The following is a 24,023-nucleotide window of genomic DNA, read 5'->3' as shown; positions in this document are numbered from 1 at the left end:
ATCAAGACCCTCACGGGGTAAACCCGTCACACTGGGACGCTAACGCCGCAGGATGCAGCCATGTCTACGAACCACCGTACCTCCCGTCTTTTCGCCATCGCCCTGATCGTCCTGCTGCTGGGGGCCGGGGCCTTTGGTTACTGGCGCTCGACCCAGGACCGCCTGCCCGAAGGCTTGAGTATGGGTAACGGACGGCTGGAGTCCACCGAAGTGCAGATCGCCGCCAAGATCCCGGGGCGCCTGGCCGAAGTGCGCGTGGATGAAGGCGACAAGGTGCTCAAGGGCCAGCTACTGGCGCGTATGGACACCCGCACCCTGGAAGCCCAGCGCTCCCAGGCCGAAGCCGAGGTGTTGCGCGCCAAGGAAAACTTCGCCGCCGCCGAAGCCAACGTGCAGTTGCGCCAAAGCGAGCAGCTGCTGGCCAGCCAGGAACTCAAGCGTACCCAGGAGCTGTACCGGCGCGGCTTCGCCAGCAGCCAGTTGATCGACCAGCAGCAGGCGCGCCAGAACACCGGGAATGCGGCGGTGATCGCCGCCCAGGCCCAGGTCAACGCGGTGAAGGCCGCCATCGGCGCAGCCCAGGCTCAGGTCGCCCAGCTCACCAGCGAAATCGACGACAGCAGCCTGCGTGCGCCCATCGACGGCATCATCCAGTTGCGCCTGGCAGAGCCAGGTGAAGTGCTCGGTGCGGGTGGGCGCGTGTTGCTGCTGATCGACCCCAGTGACCAGTACATGAACCTCTACCTGCCCGCCTCCGTGACCGGTCGCCTGACCGTCGGCAGTGAAGCGCGCATTCTGCTCGACGCCCTGCCCCAGCAGGCGCTGCCGGCCAAAATCAGTTTTGTCGCGGCCAAATCCCAGTTCACCCCCAAGGAAGTGGAAACCCGCGATGAGCGGCAGAAACTGGTGTTCCGTGTCAAATTGCACCTGACTCAACCCAGTGCCGTCCCACAAGCCAAGCCGGGCATGCCTGGCGCGGGCTATGTGCGCACAGCCGATATTGACTGGCCGGCCAACCTGCAATGAGCGGCCTGGCGCTGCACGCCACGGGGATCAATCATCGCTACGGCAAGCAACAGGCACTGCTCGACATTGCCTTCAGCCTGCCAGCCGGCACCCGCTGCGGGTTGATCGGCCCGGACGGCGCCGGCAAGTCGAGCCTGCTGGGGTTGATCGCAGGGGTGAAAAAACTGCAGGACGGCCAGTTACAGGTGCTCGGCGGTTCCATTCAAGACCGTCGCCACCGTAACAGCCTGTACCCGCGCATCGCCTTTATGCCCCAGGGTCTGGGCGGTAACCTGTACCCCGAGTTGTCCATCAGCGAAAACATCCGTTTCTTCGCCACCTTGTTTGGCCTGTCGAAAGCCGATTGCGACCAGCGCATGCACAACCTGTTGCTCGCCACCGACCTCGCACGCTTTGCCGAGCGCCCGGCGGGCAAGCTCTCTGGGGGTATGAAACAGAAGCTCGGCCTGTGCTGCGCGCTGATCCATGATCCGGACCTGTTGATCCTCGACGAGCCCACCACTGGCGTCGACCCGCTGTCACGCCGGCGTTTCTGGGAGCTGGTCGACAGCGTACGCAGTGAGCGCCCGCAACTGACGCTGCTGGTGGCCACCGCTTACATGGAAGAGGCCGAACAGTTCGAGCATTGCCTGATGCTCGACCGTGGCAAGTTGATCGCCGACGGGCTGAGCCGCGAACTGGCGGCGATCACGCCCAGCGGCAAGCTGGATGAAGCCTTTACTCACTTCCAGGGCGACAGCGCCCAGGACAACCAACCACTGGTGATTCCACCACGCACGGGCGGCAACACCGATATCGCCATCCAGGCCCACGACCTGACCCTGCGCTTTGGCGATTTCACCGCGGTAAACAAGGTCAGCTTTGCCATTGGCCGCGGCGAGATCTTCGGCTTCCTTGGCTCCAACGGCTGCGGCAAGACCACCACCATGAAAGTCCTGACCGGCCTGATGCCGGCCACCGAGGGCAGTGCAATCCTGCTGGGCAAACCGGTGGACGCCAAGGACCTGGCCACCCGCAAGCGCGTAGGCTTCATGTCGCAGAGCTTCTCGCTGTATGGCGAGCTGAGCGTGCGTCAGAACCTGGTGCTGCATGCGCAACTGTTCGACCTGCCCAAGGCCGACAGTGGCCCGCGTATTGATGAACTGATCCAACGCTTCGACCTCGGCGGAGTCGCCGAGCAGCCCTCCGGCGAGTTGCCCCTTGGCCTGCGCCAGCGTTTGTCCTTGGCGGTTGCGGTGCTGCATCGCCCGGAAGTGTTGATCCTCGATGAGCCCACCTCGGGCGTCGACCCGGCAGCGCGGGATGATTTCTGGCGGTTGTTGATCGAGTTGTCGCGGGAACAAGGTGTGACCATCTTCCTGTCCACTCACTTTATGAACGAAGCCCAGCGCTGCGACCGCATCTCCTTGATGCATGCCGGCAAGGTGTTGGCCTGCGACACACCCGAGGCGCTGCAACGGCAGTTCCACGGTGACACCCTGGAAGCGGCTTTCGTCACCTGCCTGGAACAGGCCCAGAGTGAGGCCGAACCCGCCGCCCCCGGTGCAACCGTCAACGATACCCACGCGCCCCCCGTGAGCAAGCGCGGTTTCAGCCTGGCGCGCTGGTTGGCTGTGGCCAGCCGCGAAGGCAAGGAGTTGCTGCGCGACAGGGTACGTATGGCTTTCGCCTTGCTCGGGGCGATGTTCATGATGGTGATCTTCGGCTACGGCATTTCCCTGGATGTGGAAAACCTCGCCTTCGCCGTCTACGACCAGGACCAGACTCCGCAAAGCCGCGCCTACCTGGAAGCATTTCGCAGTTCACGCTATTTCGCCGAGCAAGCCCCCATCCGCGACGCCAACGAATTGCACCGGCGCCTGCAACGCTCGGAAATCAAACTGGCCTTGGAAATTCCACCGGGTTTTGGCCGCGACCTGTACGCCGGGCGCCAACCGATCGTGGCTGCATGGATCGATGGCGGCATGCCGTTTCGCGCCGAAACCAGCCGTAACTACGTCGAAGCGGTACACCAAGGCAATCTCCAGCAGTTGGCCGAATTGAGCAGCCTGCCGCGCAGCACACAAGCCGCGGTCAAGCTGGAAACACGCTTTCGCTATAACCAGGACGTGGTCAGCGTGAACGCTATCGGCCCGGGCGTAATGGCGCTGATCCTGGCATTTATTCCGGCGATGCTCACCGCCTTGGGCATCGTGCGCGAAAAAGAGCTGGGCTCGATCACCAATTTCTACGCCACGCCGCTGACGCGTCTGGAGTTCCTGCTGGGCAAACAGGCGCCCTACCTGGCCGTCAGCCTGGTCAACCTGGCGCTGCTGGTGGCGATGAACCGCTGGTTGTTCGGTGTACCGTTTAAAGGCAGCGGCTTGACCCTGGCCTTCGGTGGCCTGTTGTACGTGCTGGCGACCACGAGCATGGGCCTGTTGATCTCGGCATTCACCCGCACCCAGATCGCGGCGATCCTCGGCACCATGATCATCACCAGCCTGCCGACCATCCAGTTTTCCGGGCTGATCGTGCCACGCTCCTCCCTGGAAGGCGCAGCGGCACTGATGGGCATGCTGTTCCCCGCCGGGCACTTTCTGGATATTGCGGTGGGCACCTTCACCAAGGCTCTGGACCTGCGCCAGTTATGGCCGCAGTGCCTGGCGTTGTTCGGGTTTTTCGTCGGTTTCACCGGGCTGAGCCTGGTGATGCTCAAGAAGCAGGAGGCCTGATGCACAAGCTCGCCCATATCCTGCGCCTTGGGCTCAAGGAACTCACCAGCCTGCGCCACGACAGCGTGTTACTGCTGTTTCTGTTCTACGCCTTCACCGTGGCGATCTACATGCCCGCCGCCGGCTCGGTGATTGGCGTGCACAACGCCAGCGTGGCCTTTGTCGATGAAGACCACAGCGCGCTCTCACGGCAAATGGCTGAGGCCCTGCAGCCACCAGAATTCCAGGCGCCGGCGCCACTGGCCTACGACCAACTGGACAAGGTCATGGACAGCGGCCAATACACCTTCGTCGTCAATGTGCCGGCGAATTTCCAGGCCGACCTTTTAGCGGGGCGCCAGCCGGGCGTGCAGGTGAACGTCGATGCCACGGCAATGAGCCAGGCGTTCATGGGCGCCGGTTACATCGGCCGGATTTTCCAACGCGAACTGCTGACCTACAGCGGCCAGGCCGACGCTGCCGGCAAAGCCCCGGCCCGGCTGACCACACGGGCGCTGTTCAATACCAACCTGGAAGGTGGCTGGTTCCTGGCGGTGATCCAGATCGTCAACAACATCACCATCCTCGCCATCGTGCTGACCGGCACCGCCCTGCTGCGCGAACGCGAACACGGCACCCTCGATCACCTGCTGGTGCTGCCCCTGACCGCGCTGGAGATCATGCTGGCAAAAATCTGGAGCAATATGCTGGTGGTGGTGTTGTGTACGTGGCTATCCCTGGAGCTGGTGGTCATAGGCTTGCTCAGCGTGCCGTTGGCCGGCTCCATGAGCCTATTCCTGTTGGTGACGGCGCTGTATCTGTTTGCGAGCACCGCGCTGGGGATCTTCCTCGCTACCCTCGCCCGTTCGACGCCGCAGTTCGGCCTGCTGGCGATCCCGGTGATCATCCCGATGCTGTTGCTCTCTGGCGGCAGTACGCCGCTGGACAGCATGCCCGAGTGGTTGCAGTGGGTGATGCAGGGCTCGCCGTCGACGCACTTTGTGAGCTTGAGTGCGGCGATTCTATTCAGGGATGCGGGGCTGAGCGTGGTGTGGCCGGATTTGCTTGCGCTGGCGGCGATTGGCTTGGTGTTTTTTGCGGTGGCGTTGGCGCGGTTTCGCAAAAGCCTGGCTTCCTGAGGCGCCTGGCAGGACCTCTTCGCGAGCAGGCCCGCTCCCACATTTGATCGCATTTCTCAGGTCGAACTCGATCAAATGTGGGAGCGGGCTTGCTCGCGAATGGCGCGAAGCGCCGGCCTTACTGGATGATCAGGTTGTTGAAGAGCAGGTCTTCAACCACGGGCTTGCCGGTCTCATCGTTCATCACTTGCTGGGTTTGTTTCAGGGCTTCCTGGCGCAGCTTTTCCTTGCCTTCGACCGTACTCATGGCCTCGCTGGTCTGCTGGGTGAACAGCGCCACCAGTTGGTTGCGAATCAGTGGATCGTTGGCTTTGACCGCCGCGGCGGCTTCGGTGCCGGTTACGCGCAGGGCGATGTCCGCCTTGTACACCTTGAGCTTCGCCGTGCCATCCAGGCCGTAATTGCCTACAAACGGCGGCGTCAGGCTGATATAGCTGACCTTCGGCGCCTCGCCTTCTTTGGCTTCCTCGGCTTGGGCTGCCATCGGCAACGTCAGGGCCAGCATCAACAGGATCCACGCTTTCACAGTTCATTCCTCGAATTCGGTTGCCGGGTAGCATAACGCTAGCAAGGCTGAGCACAAGCTTATGGCGGCTTATCAGGCCCGGGCATGCTCGTTGACCCGCGGGCGTACCCTCCTACACTTATCGGCCACGACGCCAAAAGGAATAGTCCGATGAAAGCTGTGCTGTGCAAAGCCTTCGGCCCCGCCGAAACCCTGGTGCTGGAAGAGATCGCGAGCCCTGCGATCAAGAAGAACGAGATCCTGCTGGACGTGCACGCGGCCGGGGTGAATTTCCCGGACACCCTGATCATCGAGGGCAAGTACCAGTTCAAGCCGCCCTTTCCATTCTCACCCGGTGGCGAGGCGGCGGGTGTGGTCAGTGCAGTGGGGGAGAACGTCAGCCACCTGAAAGTCGGTGACCGCGTGATGGCGCTGACCGGTTGGGGCAGCTTTGCCGAGCAGGTCGCAGTGCCCGGCTATAACGTGCTGCCGATCCCGCCAAGCATGGACTTCAACACCGCTGCCGCCTTCAGCATGACCTACGGCACCTCGATGCACGCGCTCAAACAGCGCGCCAACCTGCAATCCGGCGAAACCCTGCTGGTGCTTGGCGCTTCCGGGGGCGTGGGCCTGGCCGCGGTGGAAATCGGCAAGGCCATGGGCGCCCGGGTAATCGCTGCTGCCAGCAGCGCCGACAAACTCGCGGTGGCCAAGGCGGCCGGCGCCGATGAGCTGATCAACTACAGCGAAGCCAGCCTCAAGGACGAGGTCAAGCGCCTGACCGATGGCAATGGCGCCGATGTGATCTACGACCCGGTGGGTGGCGACCTGTTTGACCAGGCCGTCCGCGCCATCGCCTGGAACGGCCGGCTGCTGGTGGTGGGGTTTGCCAGCGGACGCATTCCTGAACTGCCGGTGAACCTGGCATTACTCAAGGGCGCAGCGGTGGTCGGGGTGTTCTGGGGCTCGTTTGCCCAGCGCCAGCCGCAGGATAACGCGGCGAACTTTCAGCAGTTGTTTGGGTGGTATGCCGAGGGCAGGTTGAAGCCGCTGGTGTCGCAGGTGTATCCGCTGGAGCAGGCGGCCCAGGCGATTAATGACCTGGGGCAGCGCAAGGCGGTGGGAAAGGTTGTCGTACAAACCCGCTGACAGATTTGAAATGCGTTCCATGTGGGAGGGGGCTTGCTCCCGATAGCAGGCGGTCAGTGAGTACATTAGTGACTGAGCCACCGCTATCGGGAGCAAGCCCCCTCCCACAGTTTGATCCTCAGTGTTAAAGAGAACTGATCACGACCCACACTTATCCATTAGCGACATGTTCGTAAAAGAACATGCAATTGCTCCCGTTTCCTGTGTTTGCAGATAAGAGGCGATGCTATTTTCGGTAACGAAACTGTAACATTCGCATCCGCAGTCAAAACAAGAAATTTGGAGCTCTTGAATGTTTGCTTTCTTTCGTCCTGCCGCACACCAGGCGCCCCTGCCTGAAGAAAAAATAGACAGTACCTATCGACGACTGCGCTGGCAGATCTTCGCCGGTATTTTCTTCGGCTACGCCGGCTATTATCTGCTGCGCAAAAACTTCTCCCTGGCCATGCCCTACTTGATCGACGAGGGTTACACCCGTGGTGAACTGGGTCTGGCGATGTCGGCGATCGCGATTGCCTACGGCTTGTCCAAGTTCCTCATGGGCCTGGTCTCCGACCGCTCCAACCCACGCTACTTCCTGCCCTTCGGCCTGCTGGTTTCAGCGGGTGTGATGTTCATTTTCGGTTTCGCACCTTGGGCAACGTCCAGCGTGACGATGATGTTCATCCTGCTGTTCATCAACGGTTGGGCCCAAGGCATGGGCTGGCCGCCGAGCGGACGAACCATGGTGCACTGGTGGTCGCAGAAAGAACGCGGCGGCGTAGTGTCGGTATGGAACGTGGCGCACAACGTCGGCGGCGGCCTGATCGGCCCGCTGTTCCTGCTGGGCATGGCGTGGTTCAACGACTGGCATGCGGCGTTTTACGTGCCGGCTACGGTGGCCTTGGCGGTGGCGGCGTTTGCCTTCATCACCATGCGCGACACCCCGCAATCGGTGGGCCTGCCACCGATTGAGCAGTACAAGAACGACTATCCGGAAGGCTACGACGCCAGCCACGAAGACGAATTCAGCGCCAAGGAAATTTTCGTCAAGTACGTGCTGCGCAACAAAATGCTTTGGTACATCGCCTTCGCCAACGTGTTCGTCTACCTGTTGCGCTACGGCGTACTGGACTGGGCGCCGACCTACTTGAAAGAAGCCAAACACTTCACGGTCGATAAATCGTCCTGGGCGTATTTCTTCTACGAGTGGGCAGGTATCCCGGGCACGCTGTTGTGCGGCTGGATGTCGGACAAGATCTTCCGTGGCAACCGTGGCCTGACAGGCATCGTGTTCATGGCCCTGGTGACCGTGGCGACTCTGGTTTACTGGCTCAACCCGCCGGGCAACCCGATGATCGACATGATCGCGCTGTTCTCCATCGGCTTCCTGATCTACGGCCCGGTCATGCTGATCGGCTTGCAGGCGCTGGAACTGGCACCGAAGAAAGCCGCCGGCACCGCAGCGGGCTTCACCGGTTTGTTCGGTTACCTGGGTGGTTCGGTGGCAGCCAGTGCGGCCATGGGCTACACGGTTGACCATTTCGGCTGGGACGGTGGGTTCGTGTTGCTGGTCGGTGCCTGCGTACTGGCGATCGCGTTCCTGATCCCCACGCTGTGGCACACCAACAGCGTCAGCTCGGCGCGTTAAGCACCCGGGCAATCCTTGGTACAACGCTTGAGCCGCGCCTCCAGATTCTTATCTGGCATGGCGTGGCTACGCAGGGCGTTCACGGTCTGCTCGACATAATCGCGAGTGGTGCCGTAACGCCCGCAAGCGCTTTGCAGCACGTGATTGAGCACAATATCGGGCAAGTTGCCGGCATAGCTGGGCAAGTGCCGCTCCAACACAAACCCCAACGCCTGCACGGCACTGCCATCTTCCAATCGGCAGCTCAGCCAGTGTGGCCGATAAGAAGGGTAAGGCATTTCGCGCTGCCACAAGGCGTACAGCGAGGCCTCCAACTGGTCCTCCGGCAAGCGGTAGGCAAACCCGCTGCAGGACCCGCCGCGATCCAGCCCGAACACCAACCCCGGCAACTCCGGCGTACCCCGATGTTCGTGGGACCATAGGTACAAGCCGCGGTGATAACCGTGAACCCGTGCGCGTACCCGTTCGGTCGACGAACACTCAGGACGCCAGATCAGCGAACCATAGGCAAACAGCCACACCGGCCCACCCTTGTGCCGGGCCATGGTGGCCTGCATTGAGCTCATTAATTGTTCGTGAGTGAGTTGCGGCCCAAGATCGAGCCGCGGAGGGTAAGCCAACTGCAAAAGATCGGTTTCAATGGCGGTCATGGCGAAAAGCGGTGCGCCTCCTGTGTGTTACCAGTTGTAAGCGACTTTACCGTAATAAAACGTGCCGCTGTAACCGTACGGCGAAAAAGTGCTATAGGCCAGATTGCCGCTGCGCCGATACGGCGCCCAACTCATCGGGCCGGTGCTACGTAGCGTTTCACCGGTGATCACGTCTAGAGGCGACAGCGAAGCCCTGGCCATGCGCCCGTTGCTATATAGCTTAAAGGCATTCATCAGTCAGAATAAATACTTTAAAAGAATATACAAAAGCATAAGCGCACCCGCCCATTCGTCAGGATCTATACCGGTAATTTCGGTAGTTTCAGCCCCGGTTCAGCCTGGGCACGCGCGAAGCAGTCAAAATAGCGCACAGATCACGACCCACTTAGCCGCTCATCACATCGACTATCGAGGTCGCTCCATGAAGACATTCCGCTTGCCTGGCCTGCTGTTCCTGGCCCAGGCCACCACCGCACTGGCTATCGAAACCCCACCTGCCAATGATGACAAAGGCTTCTGGTATGCCCAGACCAGTGTCTACACCCGGCACTTCGCACCCGACCCGGAGCACAATAACAAGCAGGATTTGATCGGCCTGGAACGCAACGAGGCTTCGGGCCTGGTGTATGGCGGGGTGACCTTTCGCAACTCGTTCCGCCAGCGCTCGTACTACGCCTACGCGGGCAAGCGCTATGACATGGCCGACTACCCGGTGTATGCGAAATTGACCGGCGGGCTGCTCCAGGGCTATCGCGGTGAATATCGCGACAAGATCCCATTGAACCGATTCGGCGTGGCGCCGGTGATCATACCTTCCGTGGGCACCCACTATGGGCCGGTGGCAGCAGAACTGGTGCTGCTGGGGTTCAATGCAGCGATGGTGACCACGGGGGTGCGATTTTAAGGGCGGGACGCAAAGCGTCCAGGAAGCATTCCCACGCAGAGCGCGGGAACGAGCAGGGTCAAGGCCGTGGTGCGTAGGCGAAGACGTCGGCGCGCATGCGGTGCGCATCCATGCCGGCGTTGACCAGTGCGTCCAGGGTGCCGTAGATCATCGCCGGTGAACCGCTGGCGTAGACATGCACGCTGTTGAGGTCGGCAATGTCCTCGCATACCGCTTCATGCAGCAAACCACAGCGCCCTTCCCAACCACACAGGTCGCTGACCACCTTGTGCAGGAACAGGTTGGGCAATTGCTGCCATTGCTCCCAATGCTCGATCTGGTAGAAATCTTCCGGGCGGCGTACGCCCCAGTACAGGTGCACCGGGTGCTTGAAGCCGGAAGCGCGGCAATGCTCGATCAGGCTGTGCATCTGCGCCATGCCGGTACCGGCGGCCATCAGCACCAGCGGCCCGTCCGGCAACTCCGCCAGGTGGGTGTCACCGAACGGCAGTTCCACACGGGCCATCTGGTTGCGCTGCAATTGTTCAATGAGGTTGCGTGCGCTGTCCTCGCGGGCCAGTACATGCAGCTCCAGCTCACGCCCGGCATGGGGCGCCGAGGCCAGGGAAAACGCCGATTTCTCGCCACTCTCGCGCTCGATCATCAGGTATTGCCCAGCGTGGTAACGCACTGCCTTGCCAGCCGGGGCACGCAGCCGTACGCGCCACACATCACCGCCGACGTCTACGCACTCAATCAATTGGCACGACAATTTGCGCAACGGCAACTCTCCCGGCGCCAGTACCCCATCCCACAACACAACGCAGTCCTCCAAGGGTTCGGCAATACAGGTGAAGAACTCACCGTGATCACGCACCTCGCCGGCTTGGCGTACCCGCCCTTCCACCAGCAACGCCGCACACACATGGCACACACCATTGCGGCAGGCTTGGGGGCATTCATAGCCCAGGCGACGTGCACCGTCGAGGATTCGCTCGCCAGGGTCCAGATCCAGTACAGCGCCGGAAGGTTGCAGGGTTACACGCATCAATCTATTCCCAATTCTTTCCAGATCGCATCGACACGCGCCGTGACTGCTTCATCCTTGACGATCACCCGACCCCACTCGCGAGTGGTCTCACCCGGCCACTTGTGGGTGGCATCCAGGCCCATCTTCGAGCCCAGCCCCGAGACCGGCGAGGCGAAGTCGAGATAGTCGATCGGCGTGTTATCGATCATCACCGTGTCGCGCTTGGGGTCCATGCGCGTGGTGATGGCCCAGATCACGTCGTTCCAGTCCCGGGCATTGATGTCGTCGTCAGTGACGATAACGAACTTGGTGTACATGAACTGTCGCAAAAACGACCACACACCCAGCATGACCCGCTTGGCATGTCCCGGGTACGACTTCTTCATGGTCACGATCGCCATGCGGTACGAGCACCCTTCCGGCGGCAGGTAGAAGTCGGTGATTTCGGGGAATTGCTTTTGCAGGATCGGCACGAACACTTCGTTGAGCGCCACGCCGAGGATGGCCGGCTCATCCGGCGGACGGCCCGTGTAGGTACTGTGGTAGATCGGCTTGATCCGATGGGTGATGCGCTCGACGGTAAACACCGGGAAGCTATCGACTTCGTTGTAGTAGCCGGTGTGATCGCCGTAAGGGCCTTCATCGGCCATCTCGCCCGGGTGAATCACGCCCTCAAGGATGATTTCGGCGGTGGCCGGCACTTGCAGGTCGTTACCGCGGCACTTGACCAATTCGGTGCGGTTACCGCGCAGCAAACCGGCGAAGGCGTATTCGGACAGGCTGTCGGGCACAGGCGTCACGGCGCCGAGGATGGTGGCAGGATCGGCACCCAAGGCGACTGAAACCGGAAAAGGCTGGCCGGGATGCTTCTCGCACCACTCACGGAAGTCGAGAGCGCCGCCACGGTGGCTCAGCCAGCGCATGATCACTTTGTTACGGCCGATGACTTGCTGACGGTAGATGCCGAGGTTCTGGCGGTCCTTGTTCGGGCCCTTGGTGACGGTCAGGCCCCACGTGATCAGCGGCCCAACGTCACCGGGCCAGCAGGTCTGCACCGGGAGCATGGCCAGGTCGACATCATCGCCCTCGATGACCACTTCCTGGCATACCGCGTCCTTGACCACCTTGGGGGCCATGGCAATGATCTTGCGAAAGATCGGCAGCTTCGACCAGGCGTCCTTCAAGCCCTTGGGCGGCTCGGGCTCCTTGAGAAAGGCCAGCAACTTGCCGATCTCGCGCAGTTCGCTGACCGACTCGGCGCCCATGCCAAAGGCCACACGCTCGGGGGTGCCGAACAGGTTGCCCAGTACCGGAATGTCAAAGCCAGTCGGTTTTTCGAACAACAGCGCCGGGCCCTTGCTGCGCAAGGTGCGGTCGCAAATCTCAGTCATTTCCAGCACCGGAGAAATCGGCATCTGGATACGTTTCAACTCTCCGCGCTGCTCAAGTTGCTGCACGAAATCCCGAAGATCCTTGAATTTCATTAAACATGCCACCCGTAAAATAGGCGTACATCCTACCTGCTCTGAGGACGGCTGGCAGCTTAATTGGCCGTCAGCCCTCGTGATTGCAAGGAACTGAACAATGGCTCCAGGAAGGCTTCGATGTGCCGGGCACCAACGTCTGACAGATGGTTATCGTCGGTATACAACGCTCGACCATTGAGTTCGACCCGGCACAGACCATCGGAACCGCACAGCAGGGGCGCAGGGTCCAGCACCTTGACACCGCTGTCGCCCGCCGCCAGTTCGTCAAACAACTGCGTGATAAAGGCCTGGCGCTTCACATGCTCGGCGACGACGAGCCCTTCACGGTCCACTGGCCGGTTCATCATCGCCAGGCGGCTCAGACGATAAGGCACGATGATCTCCTGCAGCGGCACTTCCTTGACCAGCCATACCTGATGCCCGGCAGCACGCAAACTCTGGATGCGTTCGCGCAGGCCCTGGGCAAAACGTTGCTCGGCGACGGCGCGTACATATTGACCCGTACCGGGGTCCTTGAGCGCATGCTCCTTGTCACCCGACATTTGCCCATAGACGTACAAGCTCCAACGGGCCGCCAATACCACGTCGCTGAACGTCTGCTCGGCCATGGCCTTCTCGACGCGCTGATTGAAGTGCGCGCACCGGGCAATATTCTCCAGGCCATCCAGCGGGATACAGCCGGCAAAACTGGCTTCTACCAAGCTGATATCGTGGCGATCAGCACCCACTTTGAGTGCGGGTATCAGCGCAGTGGCGTGACTGTCGCCCCATACCAGCGCTGAAACAGATTGGCTTTTCGGACCGAAATGGCAGAACAGCCGATCATCGGGGGTGTCTTTGTCAGCCATGCACGCCAGCAGGTCCGGGCTCCACTTCTTGGCCTGGGCAAAACGCAATGCCTGTTCGGACAAACGCGAAGGCACGCCGTCAGCTTCGCGTATCGCCAAGCCGGTAAAGCCAAGCCCCAGAATGCCTACCAAGGCTGACGCCAGAATCGCCTTGCGTCCTGCCAGCAAGCGTTTTTCTCGGAATGGTGTTTCCACGAAGCGCCAGGACAGATAACCCAGCACCAGCGAAAATAGCATCAGCCCAGCCAGTTCCAAGGCGCTCAAGCCATCCACTGCGGCATAGTTGGCATACACGAATACAGGCCAGTGCCAGAGGTACCAGGAATAGGAAATCAGCCCGATACCTACCATTACCCGCGTACTTAACAACCGCCCTACCCAGGTGTGCTGCTGGCCGTTGGCCCAGATCAAGCCGACGACTCCCAGCACAGGCAATAGAGCGGTTGCGCCGGGAAACGGCGTTTTCGCGTCATAACCCAGTACAGCGATCAGAATCAGCGCCATGGAAGCCAGGCTGACTCCTTGTGCCAAAGCGGGCGAAGCGCGCCACTCATGCTTGGGCAACACCGCCAGCATCGCGCCGGCCAACAATTCCCAGGCCCGCAGATGCAGCAGGAAGAAGGCCTTTTGCGGCTCATGCTCAACCGCCCAGACGCTCATGCCGAAAGACCCGAGCAGCACCGCGAACAGCGCCAGGCGCCAGTGTTTCAGGCGGCTGGATAGCAACGCCAGCAACAGCGGGAAGAAAATATAGAATTGCTCTTCTACCGCCAGCGACCAGGTATGCAGCAAGGGCTTGATGTCTGAAGACACATCGAAATAGCCATGCTGACGCGAGAACAGCAAGTTGGAGGTAAAGGTCACCTGATAGTGTGCTGACCGCCCCAGCTCCTCATAGTCCTTGGGAGCCAACAGAAACCAACCCACTGCCAGTGTCGCGGCGATCATCACAAACAGCGCGGGCAAGATACGCCGGGCGCGGCGAGCCCAGAAGTCGATGAAACTGAAGCCGCCAGCTTGGCGCTCACGCCAGATAATTGACGTAATTAGAAAGCCGGAAATGACGAAGAACACATCAACGCCAACAAAACCGCCAGTAATGCCAGGAACGCCAAAATGAAATAACACGACTGCGAGGACAGCGATGGCACGCAGGCCGTCGATGTCTCTGCGGTAAGCAAGAGTGGTCATAAGAATGTGATCAGTCTGTGACGAAAGGAGTTAGCGTAGTCACGCGTCAATTTTTGTTACTTAACGGACACTTATGCCACAAATGCCGCAGAATCTCGACGCATAAAAAAAGGCGCCCTTGAGGGGCGCCATTTTTTTGGACCTGAAACGCCGTATTACTTGCGCTTCATCGACAAGAAGAACTCGTCGTTGGTCTTGGTGGTTTTCAGCTTATCGATCAGGAACTCGATGGCAGCCACTTCATCCATCGGGTGCAGCAGCTTGCGCAGGATCCACATACGCTGCAGTTCGTCGTCTGCGGTCAGCAACTCTTCGCGGCGGGTGCCGGAACGGTTGATGTTGATCGCAGGGAACACACGCTTTTCAGCGATGCGACGGTCCAGGGGCAGCTCCATGTTGCCGGTACCCTTGAACTCTTCGTAGATCACTTCATCCATCTTCGAACCGGTCTCGACCAGTGCGGTGGCAATGATGGTCAGCGAGCCGCCTTCCTCGATGTTTCGCGCAGCACCGAAGAAACGCTTGGGCTTCTCCAGGGCGTGGGCATCGACACCACCGGTCAGCACCTTGCCGGAACTCGGGATCACGGTGTTGTAGGCACGCGCCAGACGAGTGATGGAGTCAAGCAGGATCACTACGTCTTTCTTGTGTTCGACCAGGCGCTTGGCCTTCTCGATCACCATCTCGGCAACCTGCACGTGGCGGGTTGGGGGCTCATCGAACGTCGAGGCAACCACTTCGCCGCGCACGGTGCGCTGCATTTCGGTCACTTCTTCCGGACGCTCATCGATCAACAGCACGATCAGGTGAACTTCCGGGTTATTACGTGCGATGTTCGCTGCGATGTTCTGCAGCATGATGGTCTTGCCGGCTTTCGGCGGTGCGACGATCAGGCCACGCTGGCCCTTGCCGATCGGGGCGCACAGGTCGATCACACGACCGGTCAGGTCTTCGGTGGAACCGTTACCGGCTTCCATCTTCATGCGCACGGTCGGGAACAGCGGGGTCAGGTTCTCGAAGAGAATCTTGTTTTTCGCGTTCTCGGGGCGATCGAAGTTGATCGTGTCGACCTTGAGCAGGGCGAAATAACGCTCGCCTTCCTTCGGAGGACGGATCTTGCCAACGATGGTGTCACCGGTGCGCAAGTTGAAGCGACGGATCTGGCTCGGCGAGACGTAGATGTCGTCTGGGCCGGCGAGATAGGAGGCGTCTGCGGAGCGGAGGAAGCCGAAGCCGTCCTGGAGAATCTCCAGCACGCCATCACCGGAGATTTCCTCGCCGCTTTTCGCGTGCTTCTTGAGCAGGGAGAAAATCACGTCCTGCTTGCGCGAACGGGCCATATTTTCTATGCCCATTTCTTCGGCCAGCTGGAGCAGGTCGGTAATCGGCTTTTGCTTGAGTTCAGTCAGATTCATATAGGAATGACGTAATCATTTTATGGAGGGGGGAAATTAAGCTTTTGGCTTAATGAGGCCGCGCCGCAGAGAAGGCGACAGGATCGCGTACTAATCGAAAAGGAATGCGTCGGCGACGGCTTGCAGGGGGCAGTGGAGAAACCAGTGCGGGGCCGAATGTACCACCTGAATTTCTGAGCGTCTAGCCCTGTTTCACGAAAAAGCCCCGCGATTTGCGGGGCTTTTTCGACGACGCTTAGATGTTCGCGTCGAGGAAAGCTTGCAGCTGGGACTTCGACAGCGCGCCCACTTTAGTGGCTTCGACGTTGCCGTTCTTGAACAGCATCAGCGTAGGAATGCCGCGCACGCCATGCTTGGCCGGGGTTTCCTGGTTGTCGTCGATGTTCAGCTTGGCGATGGTCAATTTGCCTTCGTAGGTGGTTGCAATGTCGTCCAGGACCGGAGCGATCATTTTGCAAGGGCCACACCATTCAGCCCAGTAGTCAACCAGCACCGGGCCTTGAGCCTTGAGTACTTCGGCCTCAAAGGTCGCGTCGGTGACGTGCTTGATAAGATCGTTGCTCATGGATGTCTCCGGAATGTAAGCAAAAAAAACGTTGCTCATCATAGCTGCCCTTCCCCCGTTCAGGAAGCCGCGTCTGATTGAGTCTTGCTATGGCGCTGCATGAGTATGGGTATAACCATTCACGACGTGACGGGCGTCACGAATGCTATGCCGGTGCGCAACGCCGCCTTGCTCACGTGTTCCTGCATGGCTTTCTGGGCCGCCGTACTGGAACGCCGGGCCAGGGCGCGCAGGATTTTGCGATGTTCCTGCCAGGTCTCCATGGCGCGTTCCGGCCGGATGAACGGTAGTTTCTGGCTCTCCAGGAACACCTCCGCGCTGGCACTGAGGATGCTCACCATCGCCTGGTTGCCACTGGCCAGCAGGATGCGCTGGTGAAACTCGAAATCCAGCGCGGCGGCCGCGTTGAAGTCACCAGTCTTGATCACCTTGCGCATCGCTTCGACATTGTCCTCCAGCCCGTCCAGCTCGTCGATGGTCAGTGTCACCGCAGCCAACCCCGCCGCAAAGCCTTCCAATGCATACCGCAACTGGAAAATCTCCAAGGGCGTGGCCTGTGCGGCAAAGGGCCAGGCGAACACCGGCGCCTCTTGCCTATCTTGCACGAACACACCTTTACCCGGCTGGACGCTGACCACGCCCAAGGCACTCAGGGACGACAATGCCTCGCGCAACGACGCCCGGCTCACCCCTAATTGCACCGCCAGGTCACGCTGGGAAGGCAACGCGTCGCCCGGCCCGAAGCCCTGCTCTTTGATCAGCTTGCGGATGGCTTGCAGGGCCGCCTCCGGTACGGCTTGGGCGATGGAATTCATAAAAAGCCAGGTTTCCAGGTCACTGTGCAGCTAGTTGTAAAGCTATTTACAACCGGCCGCAAGCCACGCCCCAAAGGGGCTCGCACGGTTTTATCGACGCCCGAAAAGGGTGCGAAACCGGCTACAACTGTTCAGACCAGTAAGACCGCTGCCGCCGAGCAAATCCAAGTGTTGCAGGCCATTACGAGAGGAGTGGCATGGGCTGTGCACTGAGCAAATCCAGAAAATTCCTTCGCCTTTCTCGGAGAGTCGTCATGACCAAGCGCTACAGCGCCCTGCTCCCTGCCCTGTTTGCCAGCCTGATGCTGAGCCAGGCTCCCGCCCAGGCTGATGCTCTGGATGACATCGTCGCCCGGGGCACCCTCAAGGTCGCCGTTCCCCAGGACTTCCCGCCCTTTGGTTCGGTCGGCCCCGACATGCAGCCACGCGGCCTGGACATCGACACCGCCAAGCTGCTGGCCGACCAACTCAAGGTCAAGCTGGAACTGACCCCGGTCAACAGCACTAACCGCATTCCGTTCCTCACCACCGGCAAGGTCGACCTGGTGATTTCCAGCCTGGGCAAGAACCCTGAGCGCGAAAAGGTCATCGACTTCTCCAAGGCCTACGCCCCGTTCTATCTGGCCGTGTTCGGGTCGCCTGAGGCCGCCATTGGCAGCACCGATGACCTCAAGGGCAAGACCATCAGTGTGACCCGGGGCGCCATCGAAGATATCGAGCTGACCGCAGTGGCCCCCAAGGAAGCCACGATCAAGCGCTTCGAAGACAACAATTCGACCATCGCCGCCTACCTGGCCGGCCAGGTCGACCTGATCGCCAGCGGCAACGTGGTCATGGTCGCCATCAGCGAACGCAATCCCAAACGCGTACCTGCGCTTAAGGTAAAACTCAAGGATTCACCGGTGTACGTAGGCGTGAACAAGAACGAGCCGGCGTTGCTGGAAAAGGTCAACCAGATCCTGGTCACGGCCAAGGCTGATGGCAGCCTGGAAAAGAACGCACTGCAGTGGCTGAAAGAACCGCTGCCTGCTGATCTCTGAAGCGGAGCTGACAGATGGCCTATCAATTCGACTTTGTGCCGGTGCTGGCCAATACCGACCTGCTGCTGCGCGGCGCACTGTTCACCCTGGAGCTGACGGCCATCGGCGCGATCCTCGGGATTGCCCTGGGCACCCTTGGCGCCGTGGTGCGGGCGTGGAAGATCCAGCCGTTTGCGTGGATCTTTGGTGTGTATGTTGAATTGATCCGCAACACACCCTTCCTGGTGCAGTTGTTCTTCATCTTTTTCGGTCTGCCGTCCCTGGGGCTGAAAATCACCGAGTGGCAAGCCGCGGTGCTGGCAATGGTGATCAACCTCGGCGCCTACTCCACCGAGATCATCCGCGCCGGGATCCAGGCCATCCCGCGTGGGCAACTGGAAGCAGCTGCAGCGTTGGCGATGACGCGCTTCGAAGCGTTCCGCCATGTGGTGTTGCTGCCGGCGCTGGGCAAGGTGTGGCCGGCCCTGAGCAGCCAGATCATCATCGTGATGCTGGGTTCGGCGGTGTGTTCGCAGATCGCGACTGAAGAATTGAGCTTTGCCGCCAACTTTATCCAATCGCGTAATTTCCGTGCATTTGAAACCTATGCCCTGACCACCCTTGTTTACCTGTGCATGGCGCTGATGATCCGCCAGTTGCTCAACTGGATCGGCCGGCGGTTTGTAATGAGGAACAGCCGATGAGTGAGTTCACCTTGTGGGACATCGTGCGCAACCTGCTCACCGGCCTGCAATGGACGCTGCTCTTGTCATTGGTGGCGTTCGTGGGCGGCGGCCTGATCGGCCTGCTGGTGATGACGATGCGCATCAGCCGTAAAGCGTTCCTGCGCAATAGTGCCCGCACCTATATCGAACTGTTCCAGGGCACGCCATTGTTGATGCAGTTGTTCCTGGTATTCTTCGGTGTTGCTCTGCTTGGCGTGGATATATCGCCCTGGCTGGCGGCGGCAATCGCCTTGACCCTGTTTACCAGTGCTTACCTGGCCGAAATCTGGCGCGGCTGCGTAGACTCCATCGCCCACGGCCAATGGGAGGCCTCGGCCAGCCTGGCCCTGAACCCACTTGAGCAACTGCGCTATGTGATCCTGCCGCAAGCGCTGCGCATTGCCGTCGCGCCCACGGTGGGCTTTTCAGTGCAGGTGGTCAAAGGCACCGCCGTGACCTCGATCATCGGCTTCACCGAACTGACCAAGACCGGCGGCATGCTCGCCAATGCCACCTTCGAACCCTTCATGGTCTACGGCCTGGTGGCCCTCGGTTATTTCCTGCTCTGCTACCCCTTGTCCCTCAGTGCGCGCTACCTGGAAAGGAGACTGCATGCCTCTGCTTAGAATTTCGGCCCTGCATAAATATTACGGCGATCACCATGTGCTCAAGGGCATTGACCTGACGGTGGATGAAGGCCAGGTGGTTGCGATCATTGGCCGCAGCGGGTCGGGCAAGTCCACTTTGCTGCGCACTCTCAACGGCCTGGAGTCGATCAATGACGGTGTGATCGAAGTCGACGGCGAATACCTGGACGCCGCCCGCGCCGATCTGCGCAGCCTGCGGCAGAAAGTCGGCATGGTATTCCAGCAGTTCAACCTGTTCCCGCACCTGAGCGTCGGCGAAAACGTGATGCTGGCGCCGCAGGTGGTACAGAAAGTGCCCAAGGCCAAGGCGGCACAGCTGGCAAGGCAGATGCTCGAGCGGGTCGGTTTGGGCGAGAAGTTCGATGCCTTTCCCGATCGTTTGTCCGGCGGCCAGCAGCAACGGGTGGCCATTGCCCGCGCATTGGCGATGTCACCCAAGGTGCTGTTGTGCGATGAGATTACGTCGGCCCTGGACCCGGAGCTGGTCAATGAAGTGCTCAGTGTGGTGCGCCAGCTCGCCCGGGACGGCATGACCCTGATCATGGTGACCCACGAAATGCGCTTTGCCCGGGAAGTCGGTGACAAACTGGTGTTCATGCATCAGGGCAAGGTGCATGAAACCGGCGATCCGAAAGTGTTGTTCGCCCACCCAGCGACACCTGAACTCGCCAGCTTCATCGGTCTAGTGGAGTCACCGACCTGATATCTCAGGCGCAGGGAACTCTTTCGAAGGTCCCCCGCCCTTCCAGCGAGGTCTCGTTGCCTACGGCCATTCCGCTCGCCGGCATATAGGCTTCGATATTGACCAAGGCAGTAAAGCGGCGTCCCGATACTGGAGCGCCGCCTGCTTGTGCGCAAAGCACTACGCCCGGATACAAACGTCCATTTGCCGACTCATCAAACTGGTGCACTGCACGCATTTGAACATTCTGCCCGTCCACTTGAGCCTGTTGAAGCTGCAGTGTGAAGTGCCCCTCGCGTCCGAACCGAAACGCCCCTGCCTCCGCTGGCACACCCGTAATGCGCATCGCCATGGCCGTCACATCGGCACAGGCCACGGATAGCCTGAAAGTGCGATTACCCAAGGAAAATCTGGGGCGTCCGGACTGCTCGCCCCATAATTCAGCGCGACGGATAACCCCGTAGTCGACGGTGGGCTGGCTCAATGATACTCGACACTCGCTGGCATAAGCGGCATTGAGCGCAAACGCGCCAAACAGCAAATAAAGGGAAAGCCCGCCAGCCAGATAGCCTGGTGCAAAAGGACCGTTCGGCTTACCGGGCACGGCAAATCGCCGAGGCAGTTTCGTAAAGTTGATCTTCATCGGTTTCTGGCTCAGGGTTCAGTTCTAACGAACAGGTGGTGCCATCCCCACGGGAAACACTCAAGACCTGCGGTTCGTCCAGGTTATTCAGGAACACCATGCCTTCACCCACGACGGTGGTCAGGAAGGCATTATTCTCGTCGAAAACAGCAGCCCCTTGGGGCAAGGGCTGCCCTTGCTCGTCACGCACATCCAGAAGCAGGCGACGCACCTTTATCACGTCAAAATCAACCTTATTGAAAGAGCCCCGCCCGACTGCAAGGGTCTTGGTACCGTTTTTCAAATCAATCCGGCGGGGCAGTGACTTGGTTTGCACTTGTACACTGCTGTTCTGATAGGCCGGCAGGCTGGCGATCACCGCCTGCCCGCGGTAATCCGTCCAAACCGGCCCCTGCGGGGTCGAAACTTTCGCGGCCCCGACGCCCTCCACCGAGACGATGCCGAAGGTGTCTTGGACGGCATAGGGCGAGAACGTCAGACCCTCCTCATGAGCCACCACGCCGCCCTGCAATTGGCTGGAATAACCTGTGCCCAACGAGTCGCGCCGCATCCCCAACGAGAATTGGGTATAACGCGGCGTTACATTCACCCGACCGTGGACAGACTGTTCACGGCTGGTTTGCTCACGTGCAACACCTACTTCGTAGTTCACGGCATCGTTGACGCGTTCACTGAACGTCGCACCAAGCTCGATCCTGTCATCACGGCGGCTGGCATAGGACCTGACGCTGCGGCTTTCGCCGAAAGGAACGGTTACCTCCAGCCGAACGGAAAGATCGTTGCCGGGCTCTCGCCGACGCTGCTCACGGGCGTTTCGTCGAGCAGTACGCCCCCTGGCCCCCCCCACCCGAGAATCGGCAATCAACGCCACACGCGTACCGCCGAAATCACGGTTCCATGCAGCAAACAGATGTTCGGCAGATTGCCCGTCAAACTGCGATCCGTGAGAGTAATTAAGGGAGAATCCGCCCAATTGCGGGTTCACCCAGCTCACCCCAACGGTATATTGGTTTTTGAACCGGGAGTTGAGGTCGTCATGCCCAATCGACCGCCCGGCCTCCAGCAGCTCGCGATAGCCACGCGTGCGAGTGGTAGCACTGGCATTCAGCTCGATAGTGGCGGTCAGGGGGCTTCCCAGGGAAATCCCACGCTGCCCCCCGCTGACGTTACCTGCATCGTCGCGAGACAGGGTCTGGCTGACTGCGATAGACAGACGCTGGAAAAAAACCGTGCTCAGCGTTCCACCCGCAGCGTGATAGGCATCCGTGCTCATCAGGCCGAACCCCAACGACGAATCACGCCCCAGCCCCCAAGTCCCGCTGCCCATCGCAACCACCGGGGACTCGCCATTATCCAGCCCGGCTCCCCGTACTTTGCCAAGGGAAAAGTAATAGCCTGGATCGACCTGGAATGCGCCGCGAAAAGACGCGGCTGGAACAGTGAACCTATGACTGCCACCGCGCGTACCGATAACACTCACTTCAAGATCGCTGGTGCCATTGAGCAGGGGCAAGCCGGCAAACCTGAAAGGCCCCGCAGGCACCAGCGTCGTGTGAATCAATACGCCTGACTGGCGCACTTCGACCCGCGATGAGTCTTGTGCCAAGCCTTCGACCACCACCAGGCTGCCAGCCCCTGCAACGCGTGATCGACCATCAGGAGAAAACTGGAAACCGGAAAGCTGCAGGCCGCCGAATATCGGGTTATTAGTGGAAATCTGGCCGGCCTGAAAGGTACTTTTCAGCGCTTCAAAATCGCGCTGGGCAAAGGCGTTCACATGCTCGCTGCGACTCTTGCCATTGTCAGTCACATAAAACTGTCGGCTGCGGACGATCCAGTTTCCCAGATTGAATCCCGCCTCGGTGTAGGCGGATACAGAGCGGGCAGAGTCGTTGCGCGAGCGCTCACCGAACCCCTGCACGTCGTAATTGAACACGGCCGCCGTGCCACCCTGGGAATAATTCCCGCTGTCCCACTCTTGCTCACGCATCGATTGAGTGGGCACCACCAGCGTGACCTCATCACTGCTGGGGCGCAGCTTGACGATGGTGGCCGGATACTCACCCAGAAAATCATGACATGCCTGACTGGGCGTAATGCCCTGGCGAACAATGGCAGTGGGAATCCGTAAACCAGCTTTTTCCAGCAATTGCGGGGTGAAGCACAGCTGCCCTTCGTAATCAAAGCGCGCCTCCACAAGGCCCAGCGGGTTGCCGTTGACCCGCAGCCCCACCACATGAACGCCCTCACGAAAGCGCGCGGCATGACTAAAATAATCAGCAACCTTTGGGTCGATTCCATGCGCTGACAACACCGCAAGGTCGAAGCCTTCTCCGAGCGTCTGGGAGTAGGCAGGTGCGCTGCAGAGTGTTGCCAGACCGATGACGACCCTTGATCCGCAACGTCGGGAGATCGAAACCCACCAGGGCATCAAGGGCGGATGCCAGCCGCCCATACTGGTAACCTTCTTCATAGGCGGGTCAGGCCCCGTCGACAACGACCGGCGCCGTGTAGACTGGCGCCGAATAACCATAGACCGTTGCTGGCTGCATCTCGACGGCGTTGACCCCTGCCAGCACCGCATCAACCACGGTAGAGAGGGTTTCACCCGGCAAAATGTAAGTGCGTGGCAGCACACCCGACTGTTTTGATGGAAGTAGTTGGACTTCCAGCCCCATGCGTATCACATAGGCACTGTTGTTATGCACCGTAAGGCGATTGCCCCGTAGCTTCCATTCAAGCAATGTCCAGGGCTCGTGATGCTTGGGCAAACCACGCGGATGCACGATCAACGGCAGGTCCTGGCGTATGGTTATACCGATGCTTGAACGACCGTCGGCGCGCGATTGCGGGATCCCTTCAAAGGTGATGCGCTTCAAGCGCTGGGTCTTGAGCGGCGCCTTTGAAGTACTGATCAGGCGTACCAGTTGCACTTCACCCGGCTCGACCCGTGCAATAGGTGGCGTCACAATCAACAGCGGCTCTGGGTCCTCTGGAACGTTTTTAATGACCGAATGAAGTAAGGCAACACCGGTATCAGAGTTTCTGACGTTTATCGTCGCCTCACCGTCTGCCTCATAAAGAATGACAACCGATGTTTCCGGTTCCATACCAGCAGCCATCACTTCGCTTCGTAGTAAATAAGAAAGACTCACCCAGCCGAGCACGGCAACAATCGCACTTAAAACACCACGCATCGAGTTGCACCTACGAATAAATAAGCATAAATAACCGCATAAAGCAGGCAAGCCCGAATAGCCCGCACGCCATCACCCGAGAAG

The 24,023-nt window shown here is 60.0% G+C and carries 22 protein-coding genes; 10 read left to right on the top strand and 12 right to left on the bottom strand.

Going from position 1 to position 24,023, the window contains the following annotated elements; genetic code table 11:
- Positions 1–60 precede the first annotated feature (60 nt).
- The 3 genes from KVH01_RS06270 to KVH01_RS06260 are packed head-to-tail and all read left to right on the top strand — an operon-like array spanning position 61 to position 4,858.
- Complete coding sequence (locus KVH01_RS06270; protein WP_217880799.1) at positions 61–1,026, top strand: HlyD family secretion protein; 966 nt, start codon at positions 61–63, stop codon at positions 1,024–1,026.
- The gene (rbbA, locus tag KVH01_RS06265; RefSeq protein ID WP_217880798.1) at positions 1,023–3,740 is read left to right on the top strand and encodes a ribosome-associated ATPase/putative transporter RbbA; all 2,718 of its coding nucleotides are present in this window, start codon (positions 1,023–1,025) and stop codon (positions 3,738–3,740) included. The genes KVH01_RS06270 and rbbA overlap by 4 nt, the downstream gene beginning before the upstream one ends.
- Positions 3,740–4,858, top strand: a complete 1,119-nt coding sequence (locus tag KVH01_RS06260; RefSeq protein ID WP_217880797.1) for an ABC transporter permease — start codon at positions 3,740–3,742, stop codon at positions 4,856–4,858. Before rbbA ends, KVH01_RS06260 begins: the two co-directional genes overlap by 1 nt.
- A gap of 118 nt (positions 4,859–4,976) precedes the next feature.
- On the opposite strand, the gene KVH01_RS06255 is transcribed toward KVH01_RS06260, so the two are convergent.
- The gene (locus tag KVH01_RS06255) at positions 4,977–5,384 is read right to left on the bottom strand and encodes a flagellar basal body-associated protein FliL (protein ID WP_043046951.1); all 408 of its coding nucleotides are present in this window, start codon (positions 5,382–5,384) and stop codon (positions 4,977–4,979) included.
- A gap of 150 nt (positions 5,385–5,534) precedes the next feature.
- Between KVH01_RS06255 and KVH01_RS06250 the strand changes: the two genes are divergently transcribed.
- The gene (locus tag KVH01_RS06250; RefSeq protein ID WP_217880796.1) at positions 5,535–6,512 is read left to right on the top strand and encodes an NADPH:quinone oxidoreductase family protein; all 978 of its coding nucleotides are present in this window, start codon (positions 5,535–5,537) and stop codon (positions 6,510–6,512) included.
- Between the two features lie 292 nt (positions 6,513–6,804).
- Positions 6,805–8,142 carry a glycerol-3-phosphate transporter gene (gene glpT / locus KVH01_RS06245; protein WP_043046949.1) on the top strand — a complete coding sequence of 446 codons (1,338 nt, stop codon included), beginning with the start codon at positions 6,805–6,807 and terminating at the stop codon, positions 8,140–8,142.
- On the opposite strand, the gene KVH01_RS06240 is transcribed toward glpT, so the two are convergent.
- Both KVH01_RS06240 and KVH01_RS06235 read right to left on the bottom strand, forming a co-directional pair.
- Entirely contained in the window at positions 8,139–8,792 is a 654-nt protein-coding gene (locus KVH01_RS06240) for a gamma-glutamylcyclotransferase (protein WP_217880795.1), read from the bottom strand. The genes glpT and KVH01_RS06240 overlap by 4 nt on opposite strands.
- Positions 8,793–8,819: 27 nt before the next feature.
- Positions 8,820–8,993, bottom strand: coding sequence for a hypothetical protein (locus KVH01_RS06235; protein ID WP_217880998.1), 174 nt, complete (start codon positions 8,991–8,993; stop codon positions 8,820–8,822).
- A gap of 220 nt (positions 8,994–9,213) precedes the next feature.
- Here KVH01_RS06235 and KVH01_RS06230 point away from each other — a divergent pair, with 220 nt between their 5' ends.
- Positions 9,214–9,696: a sn-glycerol-3-phosphate transporter gene (locus KVH01_RS06230; protein WP_043046947.1), complete on the top strand. Its 483-nt coding sequence runs from the start codon at positions 9,214–9,216 to the stop codon at positions 9,694–9,696.
- Positions 9,697–9,754: 58 nt separating this feature from the next.
- Here KVH01_RS06230 and KVH01_RS06225 read toward each other — a convergent pair whose 3' ends face one another.
- The 6 genes from KVH01_RS06225 to KVH01_RS06200 form a co-directional block, all read right to left on the bottom strand.
- On the bottom strand, positions 9,755–10,723 hold the full coding sequence (locus tag KVH01_RS06225) for a CDP-6-deoxy-delta-3,4-glucoseen reductase (protein WP_217880794.1): 969 nt from the start codon (positions 10,721–10,723) through the stop codon (positions 9,755–9,757).
- A complete protein-coding gene (gene ubiD / locus KVH01_RS06220) occupies positions 10,723–12,189 on the bottom strand; it encodes a 4-hydroxy-3-polyprenylbenzoate decarboxylase (protein ID WP_057022754.1) in 1,467 nt (488 codons plus the stop codon). The genes KVH01_RS06225 and ubiD overlap by 1 nt, the downstream gene beginning before the upstream one ends.
- Positions 12,190–12,248: 59 nt before the next feature.
- Positions 12,249–14,231 (bottom strand): acyltransferase family protein, encoded by a 1,983-nt coding sequence (locus KVH01_RS06215; protein WP_217880793.1) that lies wholly within the window; start codon positions 14,229–14,231, stop codon positions 12,249–12,251.
- Between the two features lie 155 nt (positions 14,232–14,386).
- On the bottom strand, positions 14,387–15,646 hold the full coding sequence (gene rho, locus KVH01_RS06210; protein WP_003176825.1) for a transcription termination factor Rho: 1,260 nt from the start codon (positions 15,644–15,646) through the stop codon (positions 14,387–14,389).
- A gap of 235 nt (positions 15,647–15,881) precedes the next feature.
- Positions 15,882–16,211: a thioredoxin TrxA gene (gene trxA, locus KVH01_RS06205; RefSeq protein ID WP_003213989.1), complete on the bottom strand. Its 330-nt coding sequence runs from the start codon at positions 16,209–16,211 to the stop codon at positions 15,882–15,884.
- Positions 16,212–16,330: 119 nt separating this feature from the next.
- A complete protein-coding gene (locus tag KVH01_RS06200; protein WP_043046941.1) occupies positions 16,331–17,026 on the bottom strand; it encodes a FadR/GntR family transcriptional regulator in 696 nt (231 codons plus the stop codon).
- 254 nt (positions 17,027–17,280) lie between these two features.
- Here KVH01_RS06200 and KVH01_RS06195 point away from each other — a divergent pair, with 254 nt between their 5' ends.
- The 4 genes from KVH01_RS06195 to KVH01_RS06180 are packed head-to-tail and all read left to right on the top strand — an operon-like array spanning position 17,281 to position 20,120.
- Positions 17,281–18,066: a transporter substrate-binding domain-containing protein gene (locus KVH01_RS06195; protein WP_217880792.1), complete on the top strand. Its 786-nt coding sequence runs from the start codon at positions 17,281–17,283 to the stop codon at positions 18,064–18,066.
- Between the two features lie 14 nt (positions 18,067–18,080).
- A complete protein-coding gene (locus KVH01_RS06190) occupies positions 18,081–18,749 on the top strand; it encodes an amino acid ABC transporter permease (RefSeq protein ID WP_217880791.1) in 669 nt (222 codons plus the stop codon).
- Positions 18,746–19,396: an amino acid ABC transporter permease gene (locus KVH01_RS06185; protein WP_217880790.1), complete on the top strand. Its 651-nt coding sequence runs from the start codon at positions 18,746–18,748 to the stop codon at positions 19,394–19,396. Before KVH01_RS06190 ends, KVH01_RS06185 begins: the two co-directional genes overlap by 4 nt.
- Complete coding sequence (locus tag KVH01_RS06180) at positions 19,383–20,120, top strand: amino acid ABC transporter ATP-binding protein (protein WP_217880789.1); 738 nt, start codon at positions 19,383–19,385, stop codon at positions 20,118–20,120. The genes KVH01_RS06185 and KVH01_RS06180 overlap by 14 nt, the downstream gene beginning before the upstream one ends.
- A gap of 4 nt (positions 20,121–20,124) precedes the next feature.
- Here the strand turns inward: KVH01_RS06180 and KVH01_RS06175 are convergent, their stop codons facing one another.
- The 3 genes from KVH01_RS06175 to KVH01_RS06165 are packed head-to-tail and all read right to left on the bottom strand — an operon-like array spanning position 20,125 to position 23,939.
- Positions 20,125–20,742 (bottom strand): DUF1120 domain-containing protein, encoded by a 618-nt coding sequence (locus KVH01_RS06175; RefSeq protein ID WP_217880788.1) that lies wholly within the window; start codon positions 20,740–20,742, stop codon positions 20,125–20,127.
- Entirely contained in the window at positions 20,693–23,173 is a 2,481-nt protein-coding gene (locus KVH01_RS06170; protein ID WP_217880988.1) for a fimbria/pilus outer membrane usher protein, read from the bottom strand. The genes KVH01_RS06175 and KVH01_RS06170 overlap by 50 nt, the downstream gene beginning before the upstream one ends.
- A 49-nt stretch (positions 23,174–23,222) precedes the next feature.
- The gene (locus KVH01_RS06165) at positions 23,223–23,939 is read right to left on the bottom strand and encodes a fimbria/pilus chaperone family protein (RefSeq protein WP_217880787.1); all 717 of its coding nucleotides are present in this window, start codon (positions 23,937–23,939) and stop codon (positions 23,223–23,225) included.
- Positions 23,940–24,023 lie beyond the last annotated feature (84 nt).

Origin of the sequence: Pseudomonas khavaziana (assembly GCF_019145205.1) — a bacterium.
GTDB classification, from domain to species: Bacteria; Pseudomonadota; Gammaproteobacteria; order Pseudomonadales; family Pseudomonadaceae; genus Aquipseudomonas; species Aquipseudomonas khavaziana.
This window is presented reverse-complemented; position numbering and strand designations above follow the sequence as displayed.

Bases quoted from the DNA above. Each gene is read 5' to 3' on its own strand.
- rho (WP_003176825.1), bottom strand. From the start codon at position 15,646: ATGAATCTGACTGAACTCAAGCAAAAGCCGATTACCGACCTGCTCCAG.
- KVH01_RS06270 (WP_217880799.1), top strand. From the start codon at position 61: ATGTCTACGAACCACCGTACCTCCCGTCTTTTCGCCATCGCCCTGATC.
- KVH01_RS06250 (WP_217880796.1), top strand. From the start codon at position 5,535: ATGAAAGCTGTGCTGTGCAAAGCCTTCGGCCCCGCCGAAACCCTGGTG.
- KVH01_RS06175 (WP_217880788.1), bottom strand. From the start codon at position 20,742: ATGAAGATCAACTTTACGAAACTGCCTCGGCGATTTGCCGTGCCCGGT.
- ubiD (WP_057022754.1), bottom strand. From the start codon at position 12,189: ATGAAATTCAAGGATCTTCGGGATTTCGTGCAGCAACTTGAGCAGCGC.
- rbbA (WP_217880798.1), top strand. From the start codon at position 1,023: ATGAGCGGCCTGGCGCTGCACGCCACGGGGATCAATCATCGCTACGGC.
- KVH01_RS06235 (WP_217880998.1), bottom strand. From the start codon at position 8,993: ATGGCCAGGGCTTCGCTGTCGCCTCTAGACGTGATCACCGGTGAAACG.
- KVH01_RS06195 (WP_217880792.1), top strand. From the start codon at position 17,281: ATGACCAAGCGCTACAGCGCCCTGCTCCCTGCCCTGTTTGCCAGCCTG.
- KVH01_RS06240 (WP_217880795.1), bottom strand. From the start codon at position 8,792: ATGACCGCCATTGAAACCGATCTTTTGCAGTTGGCTTACCCTCCGCGG.
- KVH01_RS06165 (WP_217880787.1), bottom strand. From the start codon at position 23,939: ATGCGTGGTGTTTTAAGTGCGATTGTTGCCGTGCTCGGCTGGGTGAGT.
- KVH01_RS06260 (WP_217880797.1), top strand. From the start codon at position 3,740: ATGCACAAGCTCGCCCATATCCTGCGCCTTGGGCTCAAGGAACTCACC.
- trxA (WP_003213989.1), bottom strand. From the start codon at position 16,211: ATGAGCAACGATCTTATCAAGCACGTCACCGACGCGACCTTTGAGGCC.
- KVH01_RS06230 (WP_043046947.1), top strand. From the start codon at position 9,214: ATGAAGACATTCCGCTTGCCTGGCCTGCTGTTCCTGGCCCAGGCCACC.
- KVH01_RS06170 (WP_217880988.1), bottom strand. From the start codon at position 23,173: ATGCCCTGGTGGGTTTCGATCTCCCGACGTTGCGGATCAAGGGTCGTC.
- KVH01_RS06225 (WP_217880794.1), bottom strand. From the start codon at position 10,723: ATGCGTGTAACCCTGCAACCTTCCGGCGCTGTACTGGATCTGGACCCT.
- KVH01_RS06190 (WP_217880791.1), top strand. From the start codon at position 18,081: ATGGCCTATCAATTCGACTTTGTGCCGGTGCTGGCCAATACCGACCTG.
- KVH01_RS06185 (WP_217880790.1), top strand. From the start codon at position 18,746: ATGAGTGAGTTCACCTTGTGGGACATCGTGCGCAACCTGCTCACCGGC.
- glpT (WP_043046949.1), top strand. From the start codon at position 6,805: ATGTTTGCTTTCTTTCGTCCTGCCGCACACCAGGCGCCCCTGCCTGAA.
- KVH01_RS06200 (WP_043046941.1), bottom strand. From the start codon at position 17,026: ATGAATTCCATCGCCCAAGCCGTACCGGAGGCGGCCCTGCAAGCCATC.
- KVH01_RS06215 (WP_217880793.1), bottom strand. From the start codon at position 14,231: ATGACCACTCTTGCTTACCGCAGAGACATCGACGGCCTGCGTGCCATC.
- KVH01_RS06180 (WP_217880789.1), top strand. From the start codon at position 19,383: ATGCCTCTGCTTAGAATTTCGGCCCTGCATAAATATTACGGCGATCAC.